The sequence below is a fragment of the Pseudomonas sp. B111 genome (assembly GCF_026428275.1).
Classification (GTDB): Bacteria; Pseudomonadota; Gammaproteobacteria; order Pseudomonadales; family Pseudomonadaceae; genus Pseudomonas; species Pseudomonas aeruginosa.
This window is the reverse complement of record NZ_CP097857.1, coordinates 590,053-606,714: the sequence shown is the minus strand read 5'-3', so window position 1 is coordinate 606,714 and position 16,662 is coordinate 590,053. Positions and strand designations below refer to the sequence as shown.

General features: G+C 65.8%; 11 protein-coding genes. 2 read left to right on the top strand and 9 right to left on the bottom strand.

From position 1 onward, the window contains the following. Nucleotides 1–17: 17 nt before the first annotated feature. The 5 genes from M6E97_RS02815 to M6E97_RS02795 form a co-directional block, all read right to left on the bottom strand. Nucleotides 18–5,255 carry a DNA repair ATPase gene (locus M6E97_RS02815; protein WP_034005015.1) on the bottom strand — a complete coding sequence of 1,746 codons (5,238 nt, stop codon included), beginning with the start codon at nt 5,253–5,255 and terminating at the stop codon, nt 18–20. Nucleotides 5,256–5,404: 149 nt separating this feature from the next. After that, complete coding sequence (locus tag M6E97_RS02810; RefSeq protein ID WP_003092604.1) at nt 5,405–7,471, bottom strand: flotillin family protein; 2,067 nt, start codon at nt 7,469–7,471, stop codon at nt 5,405–5,407. Nucleotides 7,472–7,506: 35 nt separating this feature from the next. Next, the gene (locus M6E97_RS02805) at nt 7,507–8,148 is read right to left on the bottom strand and encodes an OB-fold-containig protein (RefSeq protein ID WP_003092607.1); all 642 of its coding nucleotides are present in this window, start codon (nt 8,146–8,148) and stop codon (nt 7,507–7,509) included. Nucleotides 8,149–8,203: 55 nt separating this feature from the next. Beyond that, the gene (locus M6E97_RS02800) at nt 8,204–8,899 is read right to left on the bottom strand and encodes a PspA/IM30 family protein (protein WP_003092609.1); all 696 of its coding nucleotides are present in this window, start codon (nt 8,897–8,899) and stop codon (nt 8,204–8,206) included. A gap of 14 nt (nt 8,900–8,913) precedes the next feature. Beyond that, nucleotides 8,914–9,534, bottom strand: coding sequence for a YjfI family protein (locus M6E97_RS02795; RefSeq protein WP_003092612.1), 621 nt, complete (start codon nt 9,532–9,534; stop codon nt 8,914–8,916). Between the two features lie 304 nt (nt 9,535–9,838). On the opposite strand from M6E97_RS02795, the gene M6E97_RS02790 reads away from it, so the two are divergent. Further along, nucleotides 9,839–11,068, top strand: coding sequence for a CaiB/BaiF CoA transferase family protein (locus M6E97_RS02790; RefSeq protein ID WP_003129868.1), 1,230 nt, complete (start codon nt 9,839–9,841; stop codon nt 11,066–11,068). Nucleotides 11,069–11,254: 186 nt separating this feature from the next. Here M6E97_RS02790 and M6E97_RS02785 read toward each other — a convergent pair whose 3' ends face one another. Continuing rightward, a complete protein-coding gene (locus M6E97_RS02785; RefSeq protein WP_003092618.1) occupies nt 11,255–11,539 on the bottom strand; it encodes a DUF3509 domain-containing protein in 285 nt (94 codons plus the stop codon). 306 nt (nt 11,540–11,845) lie between these two features. On the opposite strand from M6E97_RS02785, the gene M6E97_RS02780 reads away from it, so the two are divergent. Next, a complete protein-coding gene (locus M6E97_RS02780) occupies nt 11,846–12,856 on the top strand; it encodes an alpha/beta hydrolase (RefSeq protein ID WP_023100855.1) in 1,011 nt (336 codons plus the stop codon). A 53-nt stretch (nt 12,857–12,909) separates the two neighbouring features. Here M6E97_RS02780 and thrC read toward each other — a convergent pair whose 3' ends face one another. The 3 genes from thrC to dsbC form a co-directional block, all read right to left on the bottom strand. Further along, entirely contained in the window at nt 12,910–14,319 is a 1,410-nt protein-coding gene (gene thrC, locus M6E97_RS02775) for a threonine synthase (protein ID WP_033938339.1), read from the bottom strand. Between the two features lie 52 nt (nt 14,320–14,371). Next, entirely contained in the window at nt 14,372–15,676 is a 1,305-nt protein-coding gene (locus M6E97_RS02770) for a homoserine dehydrogenase (RefSeq protein ID WP_003100657.1), read from the bottom strand. A gap of 213 nt (nt 15,677–15,889) precedes the next feature. Then, nucleotides 15,890–16,618, bottom strand: coding sequence for a bifunctional protein-disulfide isomerase/oxidoreductase DsbC (gene dsbC / locus M6E97_RS02765; RefSeq protein ID WP_003092626.1), 729 nt, complete (start codon nt 16,616–16,618; stop codon nt 15,890–15,892). Between the last annotated feature and the right edge of the window lie 44 nt (nt 16,619–16,662).

Genomic DNA, 16,662 nt, shown 5'->3' with positions numbered 1-16,662 from the left:
TCCCGCTCCTCGTGTCCTCAGGGTTGATCGTTCTCCAGCGGCCTCTCGCCGCCCAGCAACCGGCCCAGTTCGTCGAGGCGGCTGGATATCTCGTTGATGCGGTTGTGCGTGCGCAGGTCGACGTCGATCTTGCGGTCCATCACCTTGATCAGCGGCAGGAAACTGTCCTGCAGGCAGGCGGCAAGGCTCTCCAGCACCTGCTGCACGCCCGGCTGCGCAGGCGCCGTCACCTCGACGTTCAGCGCCGGCGCGCCCTGGCCGAGCTGGCGCAATCCAGCCAGCAACTCGTCCCAGGGCGCCGGTTGTACCGGCTGGGGTTCGCGAGCCAGGCCACGGACGCTTTCCACCAGGTCGTTGAGCTGCGCCACCAGCCGTCCGCCGACGTCGGCGTCGCTGCCGCCCATGGACTTGTTGCGCAGGAAGTCACGCTTGATCTGCGCCCAGCGCTCGGCCTGCTCGGGGCTCTGGTTGCCGCGCAGTTCGGCGAGCTTCAGCAGGTTCTCCTCGGCTCCGGTGGTCAGCAGTTGCGACTCGCCCTGGTAGTGGTCGGCGATCAGTTGCAGCAGCTCGGCATCGTTCATCACCGCGGAGATCTTCTCCGCCATCTTGTTCATGTTGCGGTAGCTGCCCTGCAGCTTGAACGGCGGCTCGCTGCGGTACTGGTCGGCCTGGGCGGCGCTGGCGATGTACTGCTGGTTGACCTTGAGCACCACGTCGCGCACCTGCATGAGGCGTTGCAGGGTGCTGCTGATCTCGTTGATCTCGGCACCGCTGTAGCCGTGGGCCAGCTCGTTGCTGGAGAACGGCTTGCCCTCGGCCTTGGCGACGAAGCGATAGACGTCGGCCATGTCGCGGGTGGCCAGCGGCGCGAGAACCGGGTTGGAGGTCAGGGCGTTCTCGATGTAGCTGAGGGAGAACGCCTCCTGCATGCCGCTGAGGGTGTCGCCGAGGTTGTAGATGTCGGCGCGGTTGGCGAGCATGTCGGGAATGCGGAAGACCTCGCCGGACTCGGTGTAGGGGTTGCCCGCCATCACCACGCAGAACTTCCGCCCACGCATGTCGTAGGTCTTGGTCCGGCCCTTCCACACCCCTTCCACCCGGCGCGTGCCGTCGCAGAGGGAGATGAACTTCTGCAGGAACTCCGGATGGGTGTGCTGGATGTCGTCGACATAGAGCATCACGTTGTTGCCCATCTCCAGCGCCAAGTTGAGCTTCTCCAGTTCCTGCCGCGAAGTCGCGTCCGGCGCCTGCCCGGGGTCGAGCGAGCGCACCTCGTGGCCGAGGGCAGGACCGTTGATCTTCATGAAGATCAGCCCCAGGCGGTGCGCCACGTACTCCATCAGGGTGGTCTTGCCGTAGCCTGGCGGGGAGATCAGCATCAGCAGGCCCATCAGGTCGGTGCGCTTGTTCTCGCCCACCGTCCCCATCTGCTTGGCCAGGTTGTCGCCGATGACACCCAGGTAGACGTCATTGATCAGCTTGTTGCGAACGAACGAGGACAGCGGTCGCGGCTTGAACTCGGCCAGGCGCAATGCCTCGCGCTCGTGTTCGACGATCTCCTGGCGCAACGCCTGGTAGCGCCGCAGCCCCGGCAGGAATTGCTGGCGATGGCGACGCAGGCGGCCGAAGAAGTCGTCCACCGCCAGCGCCAGGCCGCGTTCGACGATGCGCGGATGCTCGCCCATCAGGCCGTCGACCTGGAAGCGCAGGTCGACCTCGGTGATCCGTCGTGGCATCTCCTCGTCCAGCAACGAGAGCGCCACCGCCTCGTCCAGGTAGGCCGCCAGCGGTTGGAACTCGGCGTCGCCACATAGTCCGCGCAGCCAGTTGCCGGCCAGTTCCCACTGGGCGGCGGGCCGCTCGCCGAGACGCTCCAGGGTCTGCCGGTAGTCGTCCCATAGACGCGCGCCTTGCAGGCGCAGCTTGAGTCCTTCCTGCAATTGCCGGGCATATTTGCTGAAGGTGAATTCGGGACGCTCGGCGGACAATTCCCAGACCAGGTACTCGGCCGCCTCGTCGATATGCTGCGGGTCCAGCGCGATAGGCTGTTCGGCGAGCAGCGCACGCATCGCCGCGGCCACTTCGCCGCGAAGGGCGAGCAGGCCGTCGTCACGACCGAACATCTGCTGGATGCCGCGGCTGCTACGTGCCCGCTCGGGCCAGCCGGCGACTTCCCGCTCCTCGCGCCGGCGGCTCCAGAACAGGCTGGCGAAGGCCCTCGCCGAGGGCGCGTAGCGTAGCAGTCCGGCGCTCTCGCGCAACGGCAGCAGGCGAACCAGGATCGCCGCCGCATCGTGGTCGTGAATACCTTTCTCGTAGCCCTCCTTGTAGCGCGGCGCGGCGAAATCGCGGATCGCCCGCGCCAGCTCGTCCGGCTGCGCCAGCAGCGCCTGCAAGCGCTCCAGGCTGAAGCCATCGCGGCCCGCGTCGGCGGCGGCGAGCACTTCGCCGGCGAGATATTCGGCGCGGTACAGCGTCTCCGATTCGGACTCCAGGTTCACCTGCCAGAACCCGCGCAACTCATCGAGCCGCGGGTCCTGCAGCGGTTCGAGGAAATCGGTGCCGGTCAGGTGCAGGTACAGCGCGTCGCCGCGCGGCATCAGGGTCAGGTCGAGTTCCTGGGTGTTGACGCTGAAGCGGTGGCGCGGGCCCAGGCGAATGACGTCGCCGCCCTCCTCGAACAGCTCGCTCTTGTCGCGCAATGCGCGGACCGCCTGGTCGCGCGCGGCCTTCAGGCGCGCCTCGACGTCGTCGGCCTTGACGCTGTCCTTCAATTCGCGAAGACGTTCGGCCAGTTCGCGCAACTTGAGGATCAGCGGGTCGGCGGCGAAGAACGCGTTCAGTTCCTCCGCCTGGGTGAAGCGCGCGGTGCGTCGTTGCAGGCTGTCGAGGATTCGCCGGGCGGCGTCGAGCAATCCCTGGGCCTTGCGCTGGCGCTCGTCGAGCAGGGTCTGCTTGTGCGCCTCGAAGGTTTCCAGCAGCTCCTCGCGCTTGGCCAGGATGTCGCCGAGGAACTGCTCATGGTCGCCGAACTGGCTTTCCAGTTCCTCCAGTTGCACCAGCAGGCGTGACAGTTGCTCGTCGCAGCGCTCGGGGTCCTGGGCCTGGGCCAGGGCGTTGGTGATGCCCTGGCCGAAGAGTTTGAACTGGGCACCGAACTGGGCCACGGTCTCGCTCGAACCGAGCCCCTTGCGCCGCTGCTCGGCGCGCGCCTTGGCCTGGTTCAGGCGGGCGTAGATCTCCGAGATCGACTCGATGATGCGGGTCCGCTGGGTCGCGTCGTCGATGCGCAGCGAAGCCATCAGCGAGGACAGCATGTCGAGGTCGCCAGCCATCGCCTCCAGGGCCGCCAGCGGCTCGCCGAGCTGGGCCACGGTCTCGGCTTTCTGCGCCTCGCCATCGAGGCTCTGCAGGCGCTCCAGCAAGGGCTGCAGGGCCTGTTCGCTGGCGAGGAAGGTCGCAGTGGCGGCGGCCACCCGCTCGTGGGCCGCGAGCAGTTCGGCCTCCATGGCGTCGAGTCGCGCCACGTCGATGTAGCGGTACTCGCGGATGGTCAGCAGCAAGCCACGCTGGGCGGTGATGCCGTTGAGCCCGTCGACGAACTGCTGCACCCGGTCCCAGCCGTCGGGCAGCAAGCCGGAGAGCAGCGCCTTGTGCCGCTCCTCCGCGTCGACCATCGCCTGGGCCGACTGGCGGCGGATACTCTCGACCTTCTCGTATTCGTCGAGCACCAGCTCGGCGGTCGCCGCCACTTCGCGCAACAGCGGCGCCAAGCCGTCCAGTTGGTCGCTGCCGAGCCAGTGGTAGACGTCGAACAGGCGCTGGGTGTTCTGGCACAGCAGCGAGTAGCGCTGGATCGAAACTGCCGGAGTCTCGATCTCCCGGCACAGGTCGTAGAGGTCGGAGACGCCGCGCACCAGCTCGGCATTGCCGATCCGCCCGAGGAAACCGCTACGCGCCGGTTGGCGGGCCGCGTACTCCTCGGTGCAGAACGGCGTCTGCCAGACCTGCATCGGATGGATGCGGGTCGGTTCCTCGCCTTCGGCGGCGAAGATCACCATGCGTCCGTCCTCCAGGCGCGCGTAGCCGTGGCCGAACAGCGGATTCTGCAACTGGCGGTTGATCAGGTTGTAGGTGAGCAGCACGTTCCGCCCCTGCTCGGGATGGTAGAAAACGTACTGCACGTCCTCGCCGTTGGGCGAGCGTACCGAGCGCTTGAAGCGCATGCCTTCCATGGATTGCTCGAAGGTGCGGTACTCGCCGTTCTGCAGGTAGTAGCCGCCGGGGAAGATGATCCCGTGGTCCTCCGGCAACTGGATGCAGGCCAGGCCGATGGCGTCGATGCGCTCGACCTTGCCGGTCAGGCTGTTGAACACCAGGTAGCGCCACTGCTCTTCGCGATAGGGCAGGACCTTGAGCAGCAGCAGGCTGCCGAGGCGGGCGAATTCAACCTGCGCGTCGTCCAGCGACTGGGTCTTGTCCATCACCTCTTCGCGATAGATGCCCAGGCCGACCTCGGTGTTGTTCTCGACCTTGATGGTCAGGTCGCCACCGATGGTCTCGACGAACAGGGTGTCGAGGATGTTCAGGTGCGGGAAACGGCCCTCCACCACCATCTCGCGGGTAGCCCGCTGCCATTCGAAGTCGAACGGTGCCGGCAAGGCGATGTCGCGCTCGCCGCGGTTGTCGATGTAGCGGACTTCGCTGCCGTCGCTGGAGATCGACCAGCGGAACACGCGGATGTCGGTGATCCGCTCGCCGATCTGGAAGCTGGCCAGCAGCTTGCCGTCGCGGATCGCCAATTGCAGCAGGCGGGTGTTCTTGTAGTAGGTGTAAAGCTCGTTGAAGTCGTTGACGAAGCCCGGCGCGGCGAGAAAGCTGTCCCCCAGTGGCACAGGCTCCGCCTCGTAGCCTTCGCTGCCCTCCACCAGGCGGTAGAGGGAGAACACGTCGGCCACGCCGGTTTCCTTGCGCAGGCCGATGAACACGTTGTAGCCGAACAGCAGGCAATCGCCGACCTGGACGATATCGCGGGCGATGCAGTTGTTCTCGGTACGGATGCGGACCCGGCCGATCACATCCATCTGGCTGTCGCCGAACTCCTCCAGGCGACTGGCGTTGAGCCTTTCGGCGGTCTGCCGCAGGCGCTGGCCCTGCTCCAGCAGGCGCTTGTGCAGCACCTCGTAGGCGCCGCCCTCGGCAACGGCCTTGTCCAATACGTCCTGCGCGGGAGTTGCGGCTTGAGTGTCCGACATCCTGGTCTTCCTGGGTCTACGGCGGTCATCGATGGAAACCGGCCCGAGCGGCCTGCCCCGGGCGCAGCCAACAGGCCACGCCAGGGGCTGCGCCGCTCAGGGCGCGGGCGGAACGCCTCCGCAGTTGGCGGAGGAGGCTGCGGGTCGACTCAGACTTCCGCCGCCGGCTCGTTCTCGTGGCCGCTCTTGCGTTCCGGCACTACCGCAGCGGCTGCGCCACGGCCGTTGAGCAGGCGGGCGAGGACGTCCTGCACCACCGGGCTCTTGCCGACCACACCTTCGATGGCCTTGCCCACCGACAGCGACTTGGCGAAGGAGTTGAAGAAGTCGCCCTCGCCGCCGACGATCTCGATGTTCGCCTTGCCCAGCGCGGTGGCGAGCACCTCGGCCTGGTCCTTGGCGATGTCCTTGTTCGCGGCGATGGCCGCCATGGCCTCCTCGAAGCTCTTCTCCAGCTGCATGCGGAACTCTTCGTGCTGGCGAGCGCTGTCGCTGAGGGCATCCAGGGCGCCGAACTTCTTGCCAAGCCCCTCGGCCTCGGCATTCAGGCGCTGCAGCAGTACTTCCGCTTCCGCGCTGCCCTGGTCCTTGGTGGCCTTGGCCTTGGCCGCGCCGAGCTGCTCCTCGCCGCGCGCCTGGGCGCCGAGCTTCTCGGCCAGCACCTTGGCTTCGGCCAGGCCGTCCTTCTCCTTGGCTGCGGCCTGCGCCTCGAGCACCCGGGCGTCGGCCAGGCCGCGCTCCTCGTCGCCCCTGGCTTCGGCGATCAGTTGTTCGGCACGTACCCGCGCCGCTGCCAAGCCATCCTTTTCCTTCGCCGCAGCGGTGACTTCCAGCACCCGCGCGTCGGCCAGGCCCGGCGCTGCGCGCTCGGCCTCGATGCCCTCGGCCAGACGCTTCTTCGCCTCGGCCTGCTTCGACGCCGCTTCCAGCTCGGCCTGCGCCATGGTGTTGATTTCCACCGCCTTGTGCTTGGAACGGGCCTCGTCGGCTTCCGCCTGCTTGACCTGGCGTACCAGCTCCTGCTCGGCTTCCGCCTGGGCCTGCAGCAGGATCACCTGCTTGACCCGCTCGGCCTCGGAAACCTCGCGCACCTCCTTGATCCGCTCCTCCTCCTGGGCCACGGTCTTTTCCACCGCGACGCGCTCGCGAATCACATTGGCGATGTTCTTGCGCTGCTCTTCCAGCGCCTTTTCCTTCTCGATCTTCTGCAGCTCCACCTCACGCTCGCGGGCGACGATCTCCAGGTCCTTGGCGCGGGTGACCTTCTCCACCTCGATGACCACCGCGCGCTGGCGGTTCTGCTGCGCCACCTCGACCTCGCGCTGGTGGTTCTCGGTGCGCACGTCGATTTCCTGCTGCGCCTGGATCCGCGCCTGCTCGGCCTTCAGCCGCTCTTCTTCCTTGACCCGCGCGGTTTCCGCTTCCTCGCGGGCACGGATGGTCTCGATCTCGCGCTTCTGCCGGGCCTCGGCGTCAGCCTGCTGGCGCTCCAGGGCCAGGGCCGCCTCGCGGGTCTCGACGTTCTTCTTCTTGATCGCCAGCTCTTCGTTGCGCTCCAGTTCGTTGGTGATGACGTTCTGGGTGGCGGTCAGCTCGGTGATCTTGCGGATGCCCTCGGCATCGAGGATGTTGCTCGGGTCCAGCGAGTTCTTCGCGGTCTGCTCCAGGTAGTCGATGGCGACGTCTTCCAGGACGTAGCCGTTCAGGTCGTTGCCGATCACCTCGATGATGCGGTCACGGAAGTCCTGGCGATTCTCGAACAGCTGGACGAAGTCGAACTGCTTGCCGACGGTCTTCAGCGCCTCGGAGAACTTGGCATTGAACAGCTCGTTCACCGCCGAACGGTCGGAAGCACGGTCGACGCCGATGGCCTTGGCCACCTTGAGCACGTCGTCCTGGGTCTCGTTGACCCGCAGGTAGAAGGCAACGGTGATGTCCGCGCGCATGTTGTCGCGGCAGATCAGGCCGTCCTTGCCGCGCCGGTCGACCTCCAGGGTGATCAGCGAGATACGCATGAACTCCTTCAGGTGGATCACCGGATAGACCAGCGCACCGGTGAAATGCACCTTGGGCGTCGACGACATGTCGTTGACGATCAGCGCGGTGCCTTGCGGGACCTTGATGTAGAAGGCCTTGAACAGGGCCAGCAGGCCCACGACCAGCAGAACGACCAGGCCCACTCCCAGCAGGAGGGGCATCAGCGACGTCATATCCATAGCAGCAGTTCTCCTTGATTCTCACCGAGCCCGGGTCAGATACCGCGGAACTCTTCCTCGGTAACGACCCGATAGGCGTGCTCCGCCTCCAGGTACTCCAGCAGCACGACGCGATCGCCGCGCTTGAAGCCTTTGTTTTCTTCCGCACGAACTTTCAGGATCAGCCCGGCGCCGCCGTCTTCCAGCAACGCCTCGCCATGTTGCAGGGTGACCCGCCCGCTGCGCACCACCGCGACCTGGCCCAGCACCGACTTGCTGCTGGTGCTTTCCAGCTTGCGGAACAGCGGCCGCAACGGCCGGCACAGCGTGGCCGCCAGCGGCGCCGCCAGGAACAGCGCGCCCACCGCCACCACGGCGCCCAACGGGTAGCGCAGCCAGCCGAGCGACAATGCGCTGAGCAGCCACAACTGGACGAAGTAACAGAGGAACCAGGCGAAGAAGGACAGCAGGGTCAGCACCAGGGTGACCGGTACGCCGTTGAGTTTCAGCTTCGCCAGCAGCGCGGCGAGGCCTTCGGCCTGGCCGGCGCCATCGACGACCGACTCGGCGTCGAGATCGAGCACATCGATCTCGACCATGCCCAGGGCGACGATGCCCCAGTAGATGATCGCGAGGATCAGAAGAAAGCTGAACAGCACGGTCGGAAACGACAGCGCCGTCTGCAGGAAACCTTCCATTGTCGCTCTATCCCTGAAAAACGGGCCCGGACGCCTTCGCCGGGCCGCGGGCCTATCAGGCCTTGCCCTTTTCCTTCAGGCGCGCCAGCACGCCATCCACGCTGTTGCCCGAGGCCTTGATCCCGGCCGCGCGCAGCTTGGCGTCCAGCGCATCGTCCGGCGCCGCCGCGCTGGCCAGTTCGGCCGCGGCATCCATGGTCGCCGCGCGTTCGGCCTGGCGCTGCTTGATCCGCTCCAGGGAGTCCACCGCGGTCTGCAGCTTGCTCTTCGAGTTGCCGTAGCGCTGGGCAACGGCCATCTGCGCCTTCTGCACGCTCTCGGTGGCCTTGACCGTATCCACCTGTTGCTTGAGCTGGCGGATGTTGCCTTCGGCCTGGCTCACCGACTTGCGCAACTGGGCTACGCTGGCGGCGAATTCCGCGACCTGGGCACGCTCGCCCTCAAGCTGGTTCTCCAGGGTCGCGATCTTCTCCGCGACCTCCCGGGCCAGCTCCTCGTTGCCGGCCTCCAGTGCCTTGATCGCGTATTGCTCGTACTCGGCGACCTGGGCCGCGCCCTTCTCGACGCGCTCCTGGGCCAGGCGGTGGCGGGCCATGATCGAGGCCAGCGCTTCCCGCGACTTGCGCAGTTCGACGTCGGCGTCGCGGATCTCCTGGTCGAGGATGCGCAGCGCCTGGCTGTCGACGATCGCCTCGCCAACCTCGTTGGCTCCGCCGCGCAGGGCGCTCAGCAGCTTGCTCCATACCGTCATGATGGTGTCCTCCCTCAGGCCCGGGCTTTCAGGTAGCCGGCGTAGACTTCCGTGGCGCGGATCACGTTGCCGGCCAGGGTTTCGATTTCGTGCAGCACGCTGGCCAGCGACGAAGTCGTGCTCAACGCGCCGAACATGCTGTAGCAGCGCTCCTCGCCCGGCAGGTTGAGCAGGCCGATGCTCGACAGCGGGAACAGTTGCCGGCTGAGCAGGACCTCTTCGTTGAAGGCGGTCGCGTCGGTAACGTCGCTTTCCGGCCAGAGCAGCGCCTCGACGATGATCTGCTCGCCCTGGGGCGCGACGAACACCGGCAGGTCGCCGTATTCGCGCATGATCACGTAGAGACTCGCTTCCGCCCCCTCGATCAGCTCGATCTGGGCCTCGCCGCTGCTGAACAGCTCGGTGCCGCTCAGTGCCTCGGCCAGCGAGCGAGCGTTCCATACCCGGGCTTCCGTCATGTCTTCCTCCTTCTCCAAATGAGCCGCTCCGGCAGCCGGGCGACGCAGCATCCGCTCGATGCCGGCGAGCGCCGCGGCGTTCTCCGGCAAGATCCAGACTTCCTTCTTCACCAGGCCCTGCTCGCGCAGGCGCTGGCGAAAGACACGCTGATAATGGGCTGATGATTTCCGTTGCATGGACTCACACTACGAGATCACATGTAAGATTTCAACAGCTCACATGTAATAAAATCCAACGCACGCGCATATCTACGCCGGGCCGGCCGGAGCATGGAAAAGAAACACGGGGAGGAAAGAGAGAAAGAAATGGCACGAGGGGCCTCCCTGGCTCGGTGTCTGGCGCGCTACATCCTGTATCGACTCCCGCATTAAACCCTCTATGCAAAAGGAATTGAAGGACCGCCGGGCATATCGGGAAAAAACGGGAAACGTCTCACCCTACCGTGGCACCCGCCCGCACCGCCGGCAAATGCTCTAGGCTATGCGCACACTGCAGCCTGACGGACACCGCATGGAACATTCGCCCAAACCGCTGGCCGGCCTGAAGGTGGTCGAGCTCGGCACCCTGATCGCCGGCCCTTTCGCCTCGCGGATCTGCGCCGAGTTCGGCGCCGAAGTGATCAAGATCGAGTCGCCCGACGGCGGCGATCCACTGCGCAAGTGGCGCAAGCTCTACGAAGGCACCTCGCTGTGGTGGTTCGTTCAGGCACGCAACAAGAAATCCCTGACCCTCAATCTCAAGCACGCCGAAGGCCAGGCGATCCTGAAACGCCTGCTCGGCGATGCCGACATCCTGATCGAGAACTTCCGCCCCGGCGTACTGGAAAAGCTCGGCCTGGGCTGGGATGTCCTCCACGCGCTGAACCCGCGCCTGGTGATGGTGCGCCTGTCGGGCTTCGGCCAGACCGGCCCCTACAAGGACCAGCCGGGCTTCGGCGCGGTCGGCGAGTCGATGGGCGGACTGCGCTACATTACCGGCTTCGAGGACCGCCCGCCGGTTCGCACCGGGATTTCCATCGGCGACTCGATCGCCGCCCTGTGGGGCGTGATCGGCGCGCTGATGGCGCTGCGACACCGCGAGGTCAACGGCGGAGAGGGTCAGATGGTCGACGTCGCCCTCTACGAGGCGATCTTCGCCATGATGGAAAGCATGGTTCCGGAATTCGACGTGTTCGGTTTCATCCGCGAGCGCACCGGCAACATCATGCCGGGCATCACCCCCTCCTCCATCCACACCAGCGCCGATGGCCGCCACGTACAGATCGGCGCCAACGGCGACGCGATCTTCCGCCGCTTCATGCAGGCCATCGGCCGCGACGACCTGGCCAGCGACCCGCGACTGGCCAGCAACGACGGGCGCGATGCGCGCCGCGACGAACTCTATGGGGTTATCGACCGCTGGGTCGCCTCGCAGCCCCTGGAGGAAGTGCTGGCGGTGCTGGCGCGAGCCGAAGTCCCGGCCAGCCGCATCTACTCCGCCGAAGACATGTTCCGCGATCCGCAATTCCTTGCCCGCGAGATGTTCCTCTCGGCACGCTTGCCGGACGGTAAGCCATTCCGCATGCCTGGCATCGTGCCCAAGCTGTCCGCCACGCCAGGCTCGGCGGATTGGGTAGGCCCGGAACTGGGCGAGCATACCGATGCCCTGCTCGCCGAGCTGGGCTACGACAGCGAGGGCATCGCCGCCCTGCGCCGGGAAGGCGCCATCTGAACGGTACGCGGAGCCCTTCATCGGTGCTCCGCGGACAGGGCGGCCCCCTCTCCCCCTATCCAGCAAGGGAGAAGGGGTTATCCGCACGCTTCCACGAGCATGGCGCCATCCGGCAAGAGCCGCTGCACCGACGCGCGCCTTCGGCCTGACCGCCCGATGCGCAACGCGCCGTCGAACGAGACGGCGCTAGCGCGACGAATACAGCAGCACGTGATCCCGCTCGCGGAAGGTCGCCAGCACGTCTTCCTCCATCCGCCCGACCAGCACCTGCAATTCCCGGCGAATGGTCTGCACGGCATCCTCGAGATAGCTTTCGTCGTTCAACTGCACCTTGGCGATGACCCGCTGCAACAGGGTTTCCCCCTGCGGATCGACCAGCGTGACCACCCTTCCGCCATCGGGCCGGGGCTGGCTGAGGGTGAAGGGATGGGGAGCGAAGGCATCGGCCAGTCGTTGCTTCAGGCTGTCCAAATCAGGTCTCCTGTTTCGACGATAAGACTCGTCAAAGACCGAAAAAACGCGAATAGGGTTCGTCGATGCAAGCATTTACCGGACTAACGGCAGCATCTGGCGAAAGGCCACGAGCCGGCGCAAATAGCCATTCGAGCTGAGCCAGGCCAACGCAACGATCAGCCCGCTATAAGGAAAGCACCGGGAAAAACTCCAACCATCCCACCCTCGCGCAACGCCTTCACCTGCTTGAAATTGCAGTATCCGGCGCGTCCGTCAGGCAGTAACAACGAGACTTCCCCCCGCGTGTCGAACAGCGAGGATCTCATGACTGCCTTCGCATCCCCCCGCGGCGCCTGGCGCGCCTTCATCCTCGCGCTGGCATTCGCCGCCGGCACGGCACAGGGCTCACTGCTGTTCGGCGCCGTCGGCCTGGCCAACGACCAGTACGCGCGTCCGGTCGCCGACACCGAGATCGCCAGCACCGCCGTGCTCGCCGATTGTCGTGGCTTCGTCGGGACCATCGCCAGGATCGTCCTGCTGGACGGCTCGATCCGCTGCAACGAGGCTTTCCCCTATGGCTTCGCCAGCCCGATCAGTACCAGCGTCTACTATCCGGCGGACATCGCCGCGTCCGACGCCAAGCTTCCGGTCATCACCTTCGTCGGCGGCATACTTTCCAACGCCGGCAACTATCACGAACTGATGAAACTGTGGGCCAGCCACGGCTTCATCGTGGTGATCTCTTCCGACTTCATCAACTCCTTCCCGCTGATGCACGCCCTCGGCATCCTCGAGGTCGCGAAACTGGACAAGGACCCGGCCTCAGCCCTGCATGGCAGGGCCGACTTTTCCCGGACGCTGGTCGCCGGGCACTCCGCCGGCGGCCAGGCCACGCTGCAGAGCGCCAGCCTCTCTGCACAAGCCCTGCAACTCATCGAACCACGGTTGAAGCTGGTCGGCGCCCTGCCGATCGAGCCAGGCCCCCTGGCCATCGGTTCCACGGTAAAGACCCCGACCCTGCTGCTGACCGGACTGGCCGATGTGGTCGTGCCGCCGCTCAGTTGGCCGATCCTCTGGCAGGGCCCGTTGATCCGCGACGCGCCCGCCTGGGGCGCCACGGCCACCACGGCGACCCACTTCAGCCCGCTGCGACAGATCGAGTACAACGAGTTCGCCGGCATCAGCGTCGCCTGGGCGCTGTACCAGGGAAAGAACGATGCCCAGGCCCGCGACTATTTCGTCGGGCGCTACTACAAGCTGGCCAGCGACATCCAGTTCAACGATCCACTGAGGCTGCTCCGCCCCTCGCGCAACAAACTCGCCGCTGCCCTTTGAGAAGACATGAAAAAGCCCGCCATCAAGGCGGGCTTCTTCCTTTCACGACAGGCTCAGAGCGGCTTGCCGCAATTGCCGTGCTGGCTGACGAAGGCCTGCACCTTGGCCAGCTCGTTCGGCAATACGGTGCAGCGCTCCTCGCGCTCGAACAGGTCGGCGAGGTGCGCAGGCAGCGCCGGCGCCTGGCCGATGCCGGCCTTCTCCACCGCTTCGGGGAACTTGACCGGGTGCGCAGTGCCCAGGGTCACCATCGGCACGCTCAGGCTGCGCCGGCATTCGCGGGCGGCACGCACGCCAATGGCGGTGTGCGGGTCGAGCAACTCGCCACAGGAGCGGTATACCTCGGCGATGGTCTCGCAGGTCTGCTCGTCGCTGACCGCCAGGGAGTCGAACAGCTTGCGCGCCTCGGTCCAGCGCTGGTCTTCCACCGACAGCTTGCCGCTGGCCTTGAAGGCATCCAGCAGTTCGGCGACGGCCTTGCCGTTGCGGCCGTGCAGGTCGAACAGCAGGCGTTCGAAGTTGGACGAGACCATGATATCCATCGACGGCGACAGCGAGGGATGCAGGGTGTCCTTGTCGTAGCGGTTGCCGCTCATGAAGCGGTGCAGGATGTCGTTGCGGTTGGTCGCGACGATCAGTTGGCTGACCGGCAGGCCCATGTTGCGCGCCAGGTAGCCGGCGAAGATGTCGCCGAAGTTGCCGGTCGGCACCGAGAACGCCACCGAGCGATGCGGCGCGCCGAGCTGCAGCGCGGCATGGAAGTAGTAGACGATCTGGGCCATGATCCGCGCCCAGTTGATCGAGTTCACCGCTACCAGGCGGGTACCCTTGAGGAAGCCCTGGTCGGCGAAGCTGGCCTTGACCATCTCCTGGCAGTCGTCGAAGTTGCCTTCGATGGCGATGTTGTGGATGTTGTCGCCGAGGATGGTGGTCATCTGCCGGCGCTGCACCTCGGACACGCGGTTGTGCGGGTGCATGATGAAGATGTCGACGTTGTCGCAACGGCGGCAGCCTTCGATGGCCGCGGAGCCGGTATCGCCGGAGGTGGCCCCCATGATCACCACGCGCTCGCCGCGCTTGGCCAGCACATGGTCGAGCAGGCGGCCGAGCAGTTGCAGGGCGAAGTCCTTGAAGGCCAAGGTCGGGCCGTGGAACAGCTCCAGCACCCATTCGTTGCCGTTCAACTGGCGCAGCGGCGCCACTGCGTCATGGGCGAAGACGCCATAGGTTTCCTCGAGGATCTTCTTGAAGTCGGCATCGGCGATGCTGCCGGCGACGAACGGGCGCATCACCCGGAAGGCCAGCTCGTGGTAGGGCAGGCCGACCCAGGAGGCGATCTCCTCGAGGGTGAAACGCGGCAGGTTTTCCGGGACGTAGAGGCCGCCGTCGCTGGCCAGGCCGGCGAGGAGGACATCTTCGAAGTTCAGGGCGGGCGCTTGGCCGCGGGTGCTGATGTAACGCATGTTCAAAACCTTCGCTGTTGACGCGGGCCCGCGAACGGCGCCCGGCGTTCGATCAATTCAGTTGTTCGACACGGATGCGGACCACCGGCCCGGACACGCCTTCCAGCGCTTCCAGGGCGGCGATGGCATCGTTGATGCGTTGTTCGATGACCCGGTGGGTAACCAGGATCATCGGCACCAGGCCGTCCTGTTCCTCGGCCTCCTTCTGCATGATCGATTCGATGTTGATGCCGCGCTCGGACAGGATGGTGGCCACCTGGGCCAGTACGCCCGGGTGGTCCTTGGCCTGGATGCGCAGGTAGTAGGCGCTTTCGCAGGCTTCGATCGGCAGGATCGGGTGGTCGGACAGCGCGTCCGGCTGGAATGCCAGGTGCGGTACGCGGTTCTCCGGATCGGAGGTCATGGCGCGGACCACGTCGACGAGGTCGGCCACCACCGAGGAAGCGGTCGGCTCCATGCCGGCACCGGCGCCGTAGTAGAGGGTCGAGCCGACGGCGTCGCCGTTGACCATCACCGCGTTCATCACGCCGTTGACGTTGGCGATCAGGCGATCCGAGGGAATCAGGGTCGGGTGCACGCGCAGCTCGAAGCCGCTCTCGGTGCGACGCGCCACGCCCAGGTGCTTGATGCGATAGCCGAGGGCGTCGGCGTAGTTGACGTCGGCGCTGGTCAGTTTCGAGATGCCTTCGGTGTAGGCCTTGTCGAACTGCAGCGGAATGCCGAAGGCGATCGAGGCGAGGATGGTCAGCTTGTGGGCGGCGTCGATGCCTTCCACGTCGAAGGTCGGGTCGGCCTCGGCATAGCCCAGGGCCTGAGCCTCGGCGAGCACGTCGGGGAAGGTACGGCCCTTCTCGCGCATTTCGCTGAGGATGAAGTTGCCGGTACCGTTGATGATCCCGGCCAGCCAGTTGATGCGGTTGGCCGACAGCCCCTCGCGGATCGCCTTGATCACCGGGATGCCGCCGGCGACAGCGGCCTCGAAGGCGACGATCACGCCCTTCTCGCGGGCCTTGGCGAAGATCTCGTTGCCGTGCACGGCGATCAGCGCCTTGTTCGCGGTGACCACGTGCTTGCCGTTCTCGATGGCCTTGAGCACCAGCTCGTGGGCCAGGGTGTAGCCGCCGATCAACTCGACGACCACGTCGATCTCGGGATTGCACGCTACGTCGAAGATATCGGCGGTGATGGGGGTCGCACCGGTATCGCACTTCGGGTTCGGCCGGCGGGCGGCGATCTGCGCAACCTCGATACCGCGCCCGGCACGGCGGGCAATCTCCTCGGCGTTGCGTTTGAGTACATTGAAGGTACCGCCACCGACGGTCCCCAACCCACAGATGCCTACTTTGACCGGTTTCACGCTGGAACTCCCCATCTCACCTACGACGGCCGGACGCGCCGGCCTGCTATGGTTCCCCGATCGAATCGAGGTTGACGCGACCACTGTACGGGCCACGACACATCCTGGCGATGGATTCCGCCAGCGGGCGACGGAAATCGCCAATGATGAAAACAAAAGAGCCGCACATTACGAAGCGGCTCTTTATTAGTCAATTGTTCGGCAGACCCGGCGCTATTTGGCCTCCAGCGCCAGCTTGGCCAACTGCTTGGCCGGCTGGTAGCCGGGAAGCAACTGGCCGTTGGCGAGGACGATCGCCGGCGTTCCCTGCACCCCGACCATCTGGCCCATCTGGAACTGCTTGTCGACCGGGTTCTTGCACTCGGAAGACTTGATCTCCTTGCCGTTCATCATGGCGTCCATCGCCTTGGTCGGCTCCTTCGCACACCAGACCGCCTGCAGTTGCTTGTCGCCCGCCGACTGCGGCCCCTGGCGCGGGAACGCCATGTAGCGCACCTCGATCCCCTGCTCGGTCAGGTCCGGCACCTCGGCATGCAGCTTCTGGCAGTACGGGCAGGTGGTATCGGTGAACACCGTGATGTGCGCCTTGGCCTGGCCCTTGGCCGGATACACCACCATCTCGCTGGCGGGCACGCCGTTGATCGCCTTGGCGATCGCCTGGCTCTCGGCCTTCTCGGTCAGGTTGACCGGCTTGCCGTCCTTCACCTGGTAGAGGTAGCCCTGCATGACGAACTGGCCGTCGGCGCTGGCGTAGAGCACCCGACCGCCCTTCAGCTGCACCTGGTAGAGCCCCTGCAGCGGGCTGCTGGCGATGGAGTCGATGGGCAGGTCCGGTTGCAGGGCCTGCAGGGTCTTGCGGATGTTCTGATCGGCATTGTCTGCCAGGGCCAGGGTACTCATCAGGCCGAGGGCGGCAGCAGCCAGAAAACGGGTCACGCGCATGTGTCACTCCTGTCGTGCGGTCGGCGAAGCCTACCATAGACCGC

What these genes read in the sequence shown, in the direction of transcription:
- M6E97_RS02815 (WP_034005015.1), bottom strand. Translation starts at nt 5,255, where the DNA reads ATGTCGGACACTCAAGCCGCAACTCCCGCGCAGGACGTATTGGACAAG.
- M6E97_RS02810 (WP_003092604.1), bottom strand. Translation starts at nt 7,471, where the DNA reads ATGGATATGACGTCGCTGATGCCCCTCCTGCTGGGAGTGGGCCTGGTC.
- M6E97_RS02805 (WP_003092607.1), bottom strand. Translation starts at nt 8,148, where the DNA reads ATGGAAGGTTTCCTGCAGACGGCGCTGTCGTTTCCGACCGTGCTGTTC.
- M6E97_RS02800 (WP_003092609.1), bottom strand. Translation starts at nt 8,899, where the DNA reads ATGACGGTATGGAGCAAGCTGCTGAGCGCCCTGCGCGGCGGAGCCAAC.
- M6E97_RS02795 (WP_003092612.1), bottom strand. Translation starts at nt 9,534, where the DNA reads ATGCAACGGAAATCATCAGCCCATTATCAGCGTGTCTTTCGCCAGCGC.
- M6E97_RS02790 (WP_003129868.1), top strand. Translation starts at nt 9,839, where the DNA reads ATGCGCACACTGCAGCCTGACGGACACCGCATGGAACATTCGCCCAAA.
- M6E97_RS02780 (WP_023100855.1), top strand. Translation starts at nt 11,846, where the DNA reads ATGACTGCCTTCGCATCCCCCCGCGGCGCCTGGCGCGCCTTCATCCTC.
- thrC (WP_033938339.1), bottom strand. Translation starts at nt 14,319, where the DNA reads ATGCGTTACATCAGCACCCGCGGCCAAGCGCCCGCCCTGAACTTCGAA.
- dsbC (WP_003092626.1), bottom strand. Translation starts at nt 16,618, where the DNA reads ATGCGCGTGACCCGTTTTCTGGCTGCTGCCGCCCTCGGCCTGATGAGT.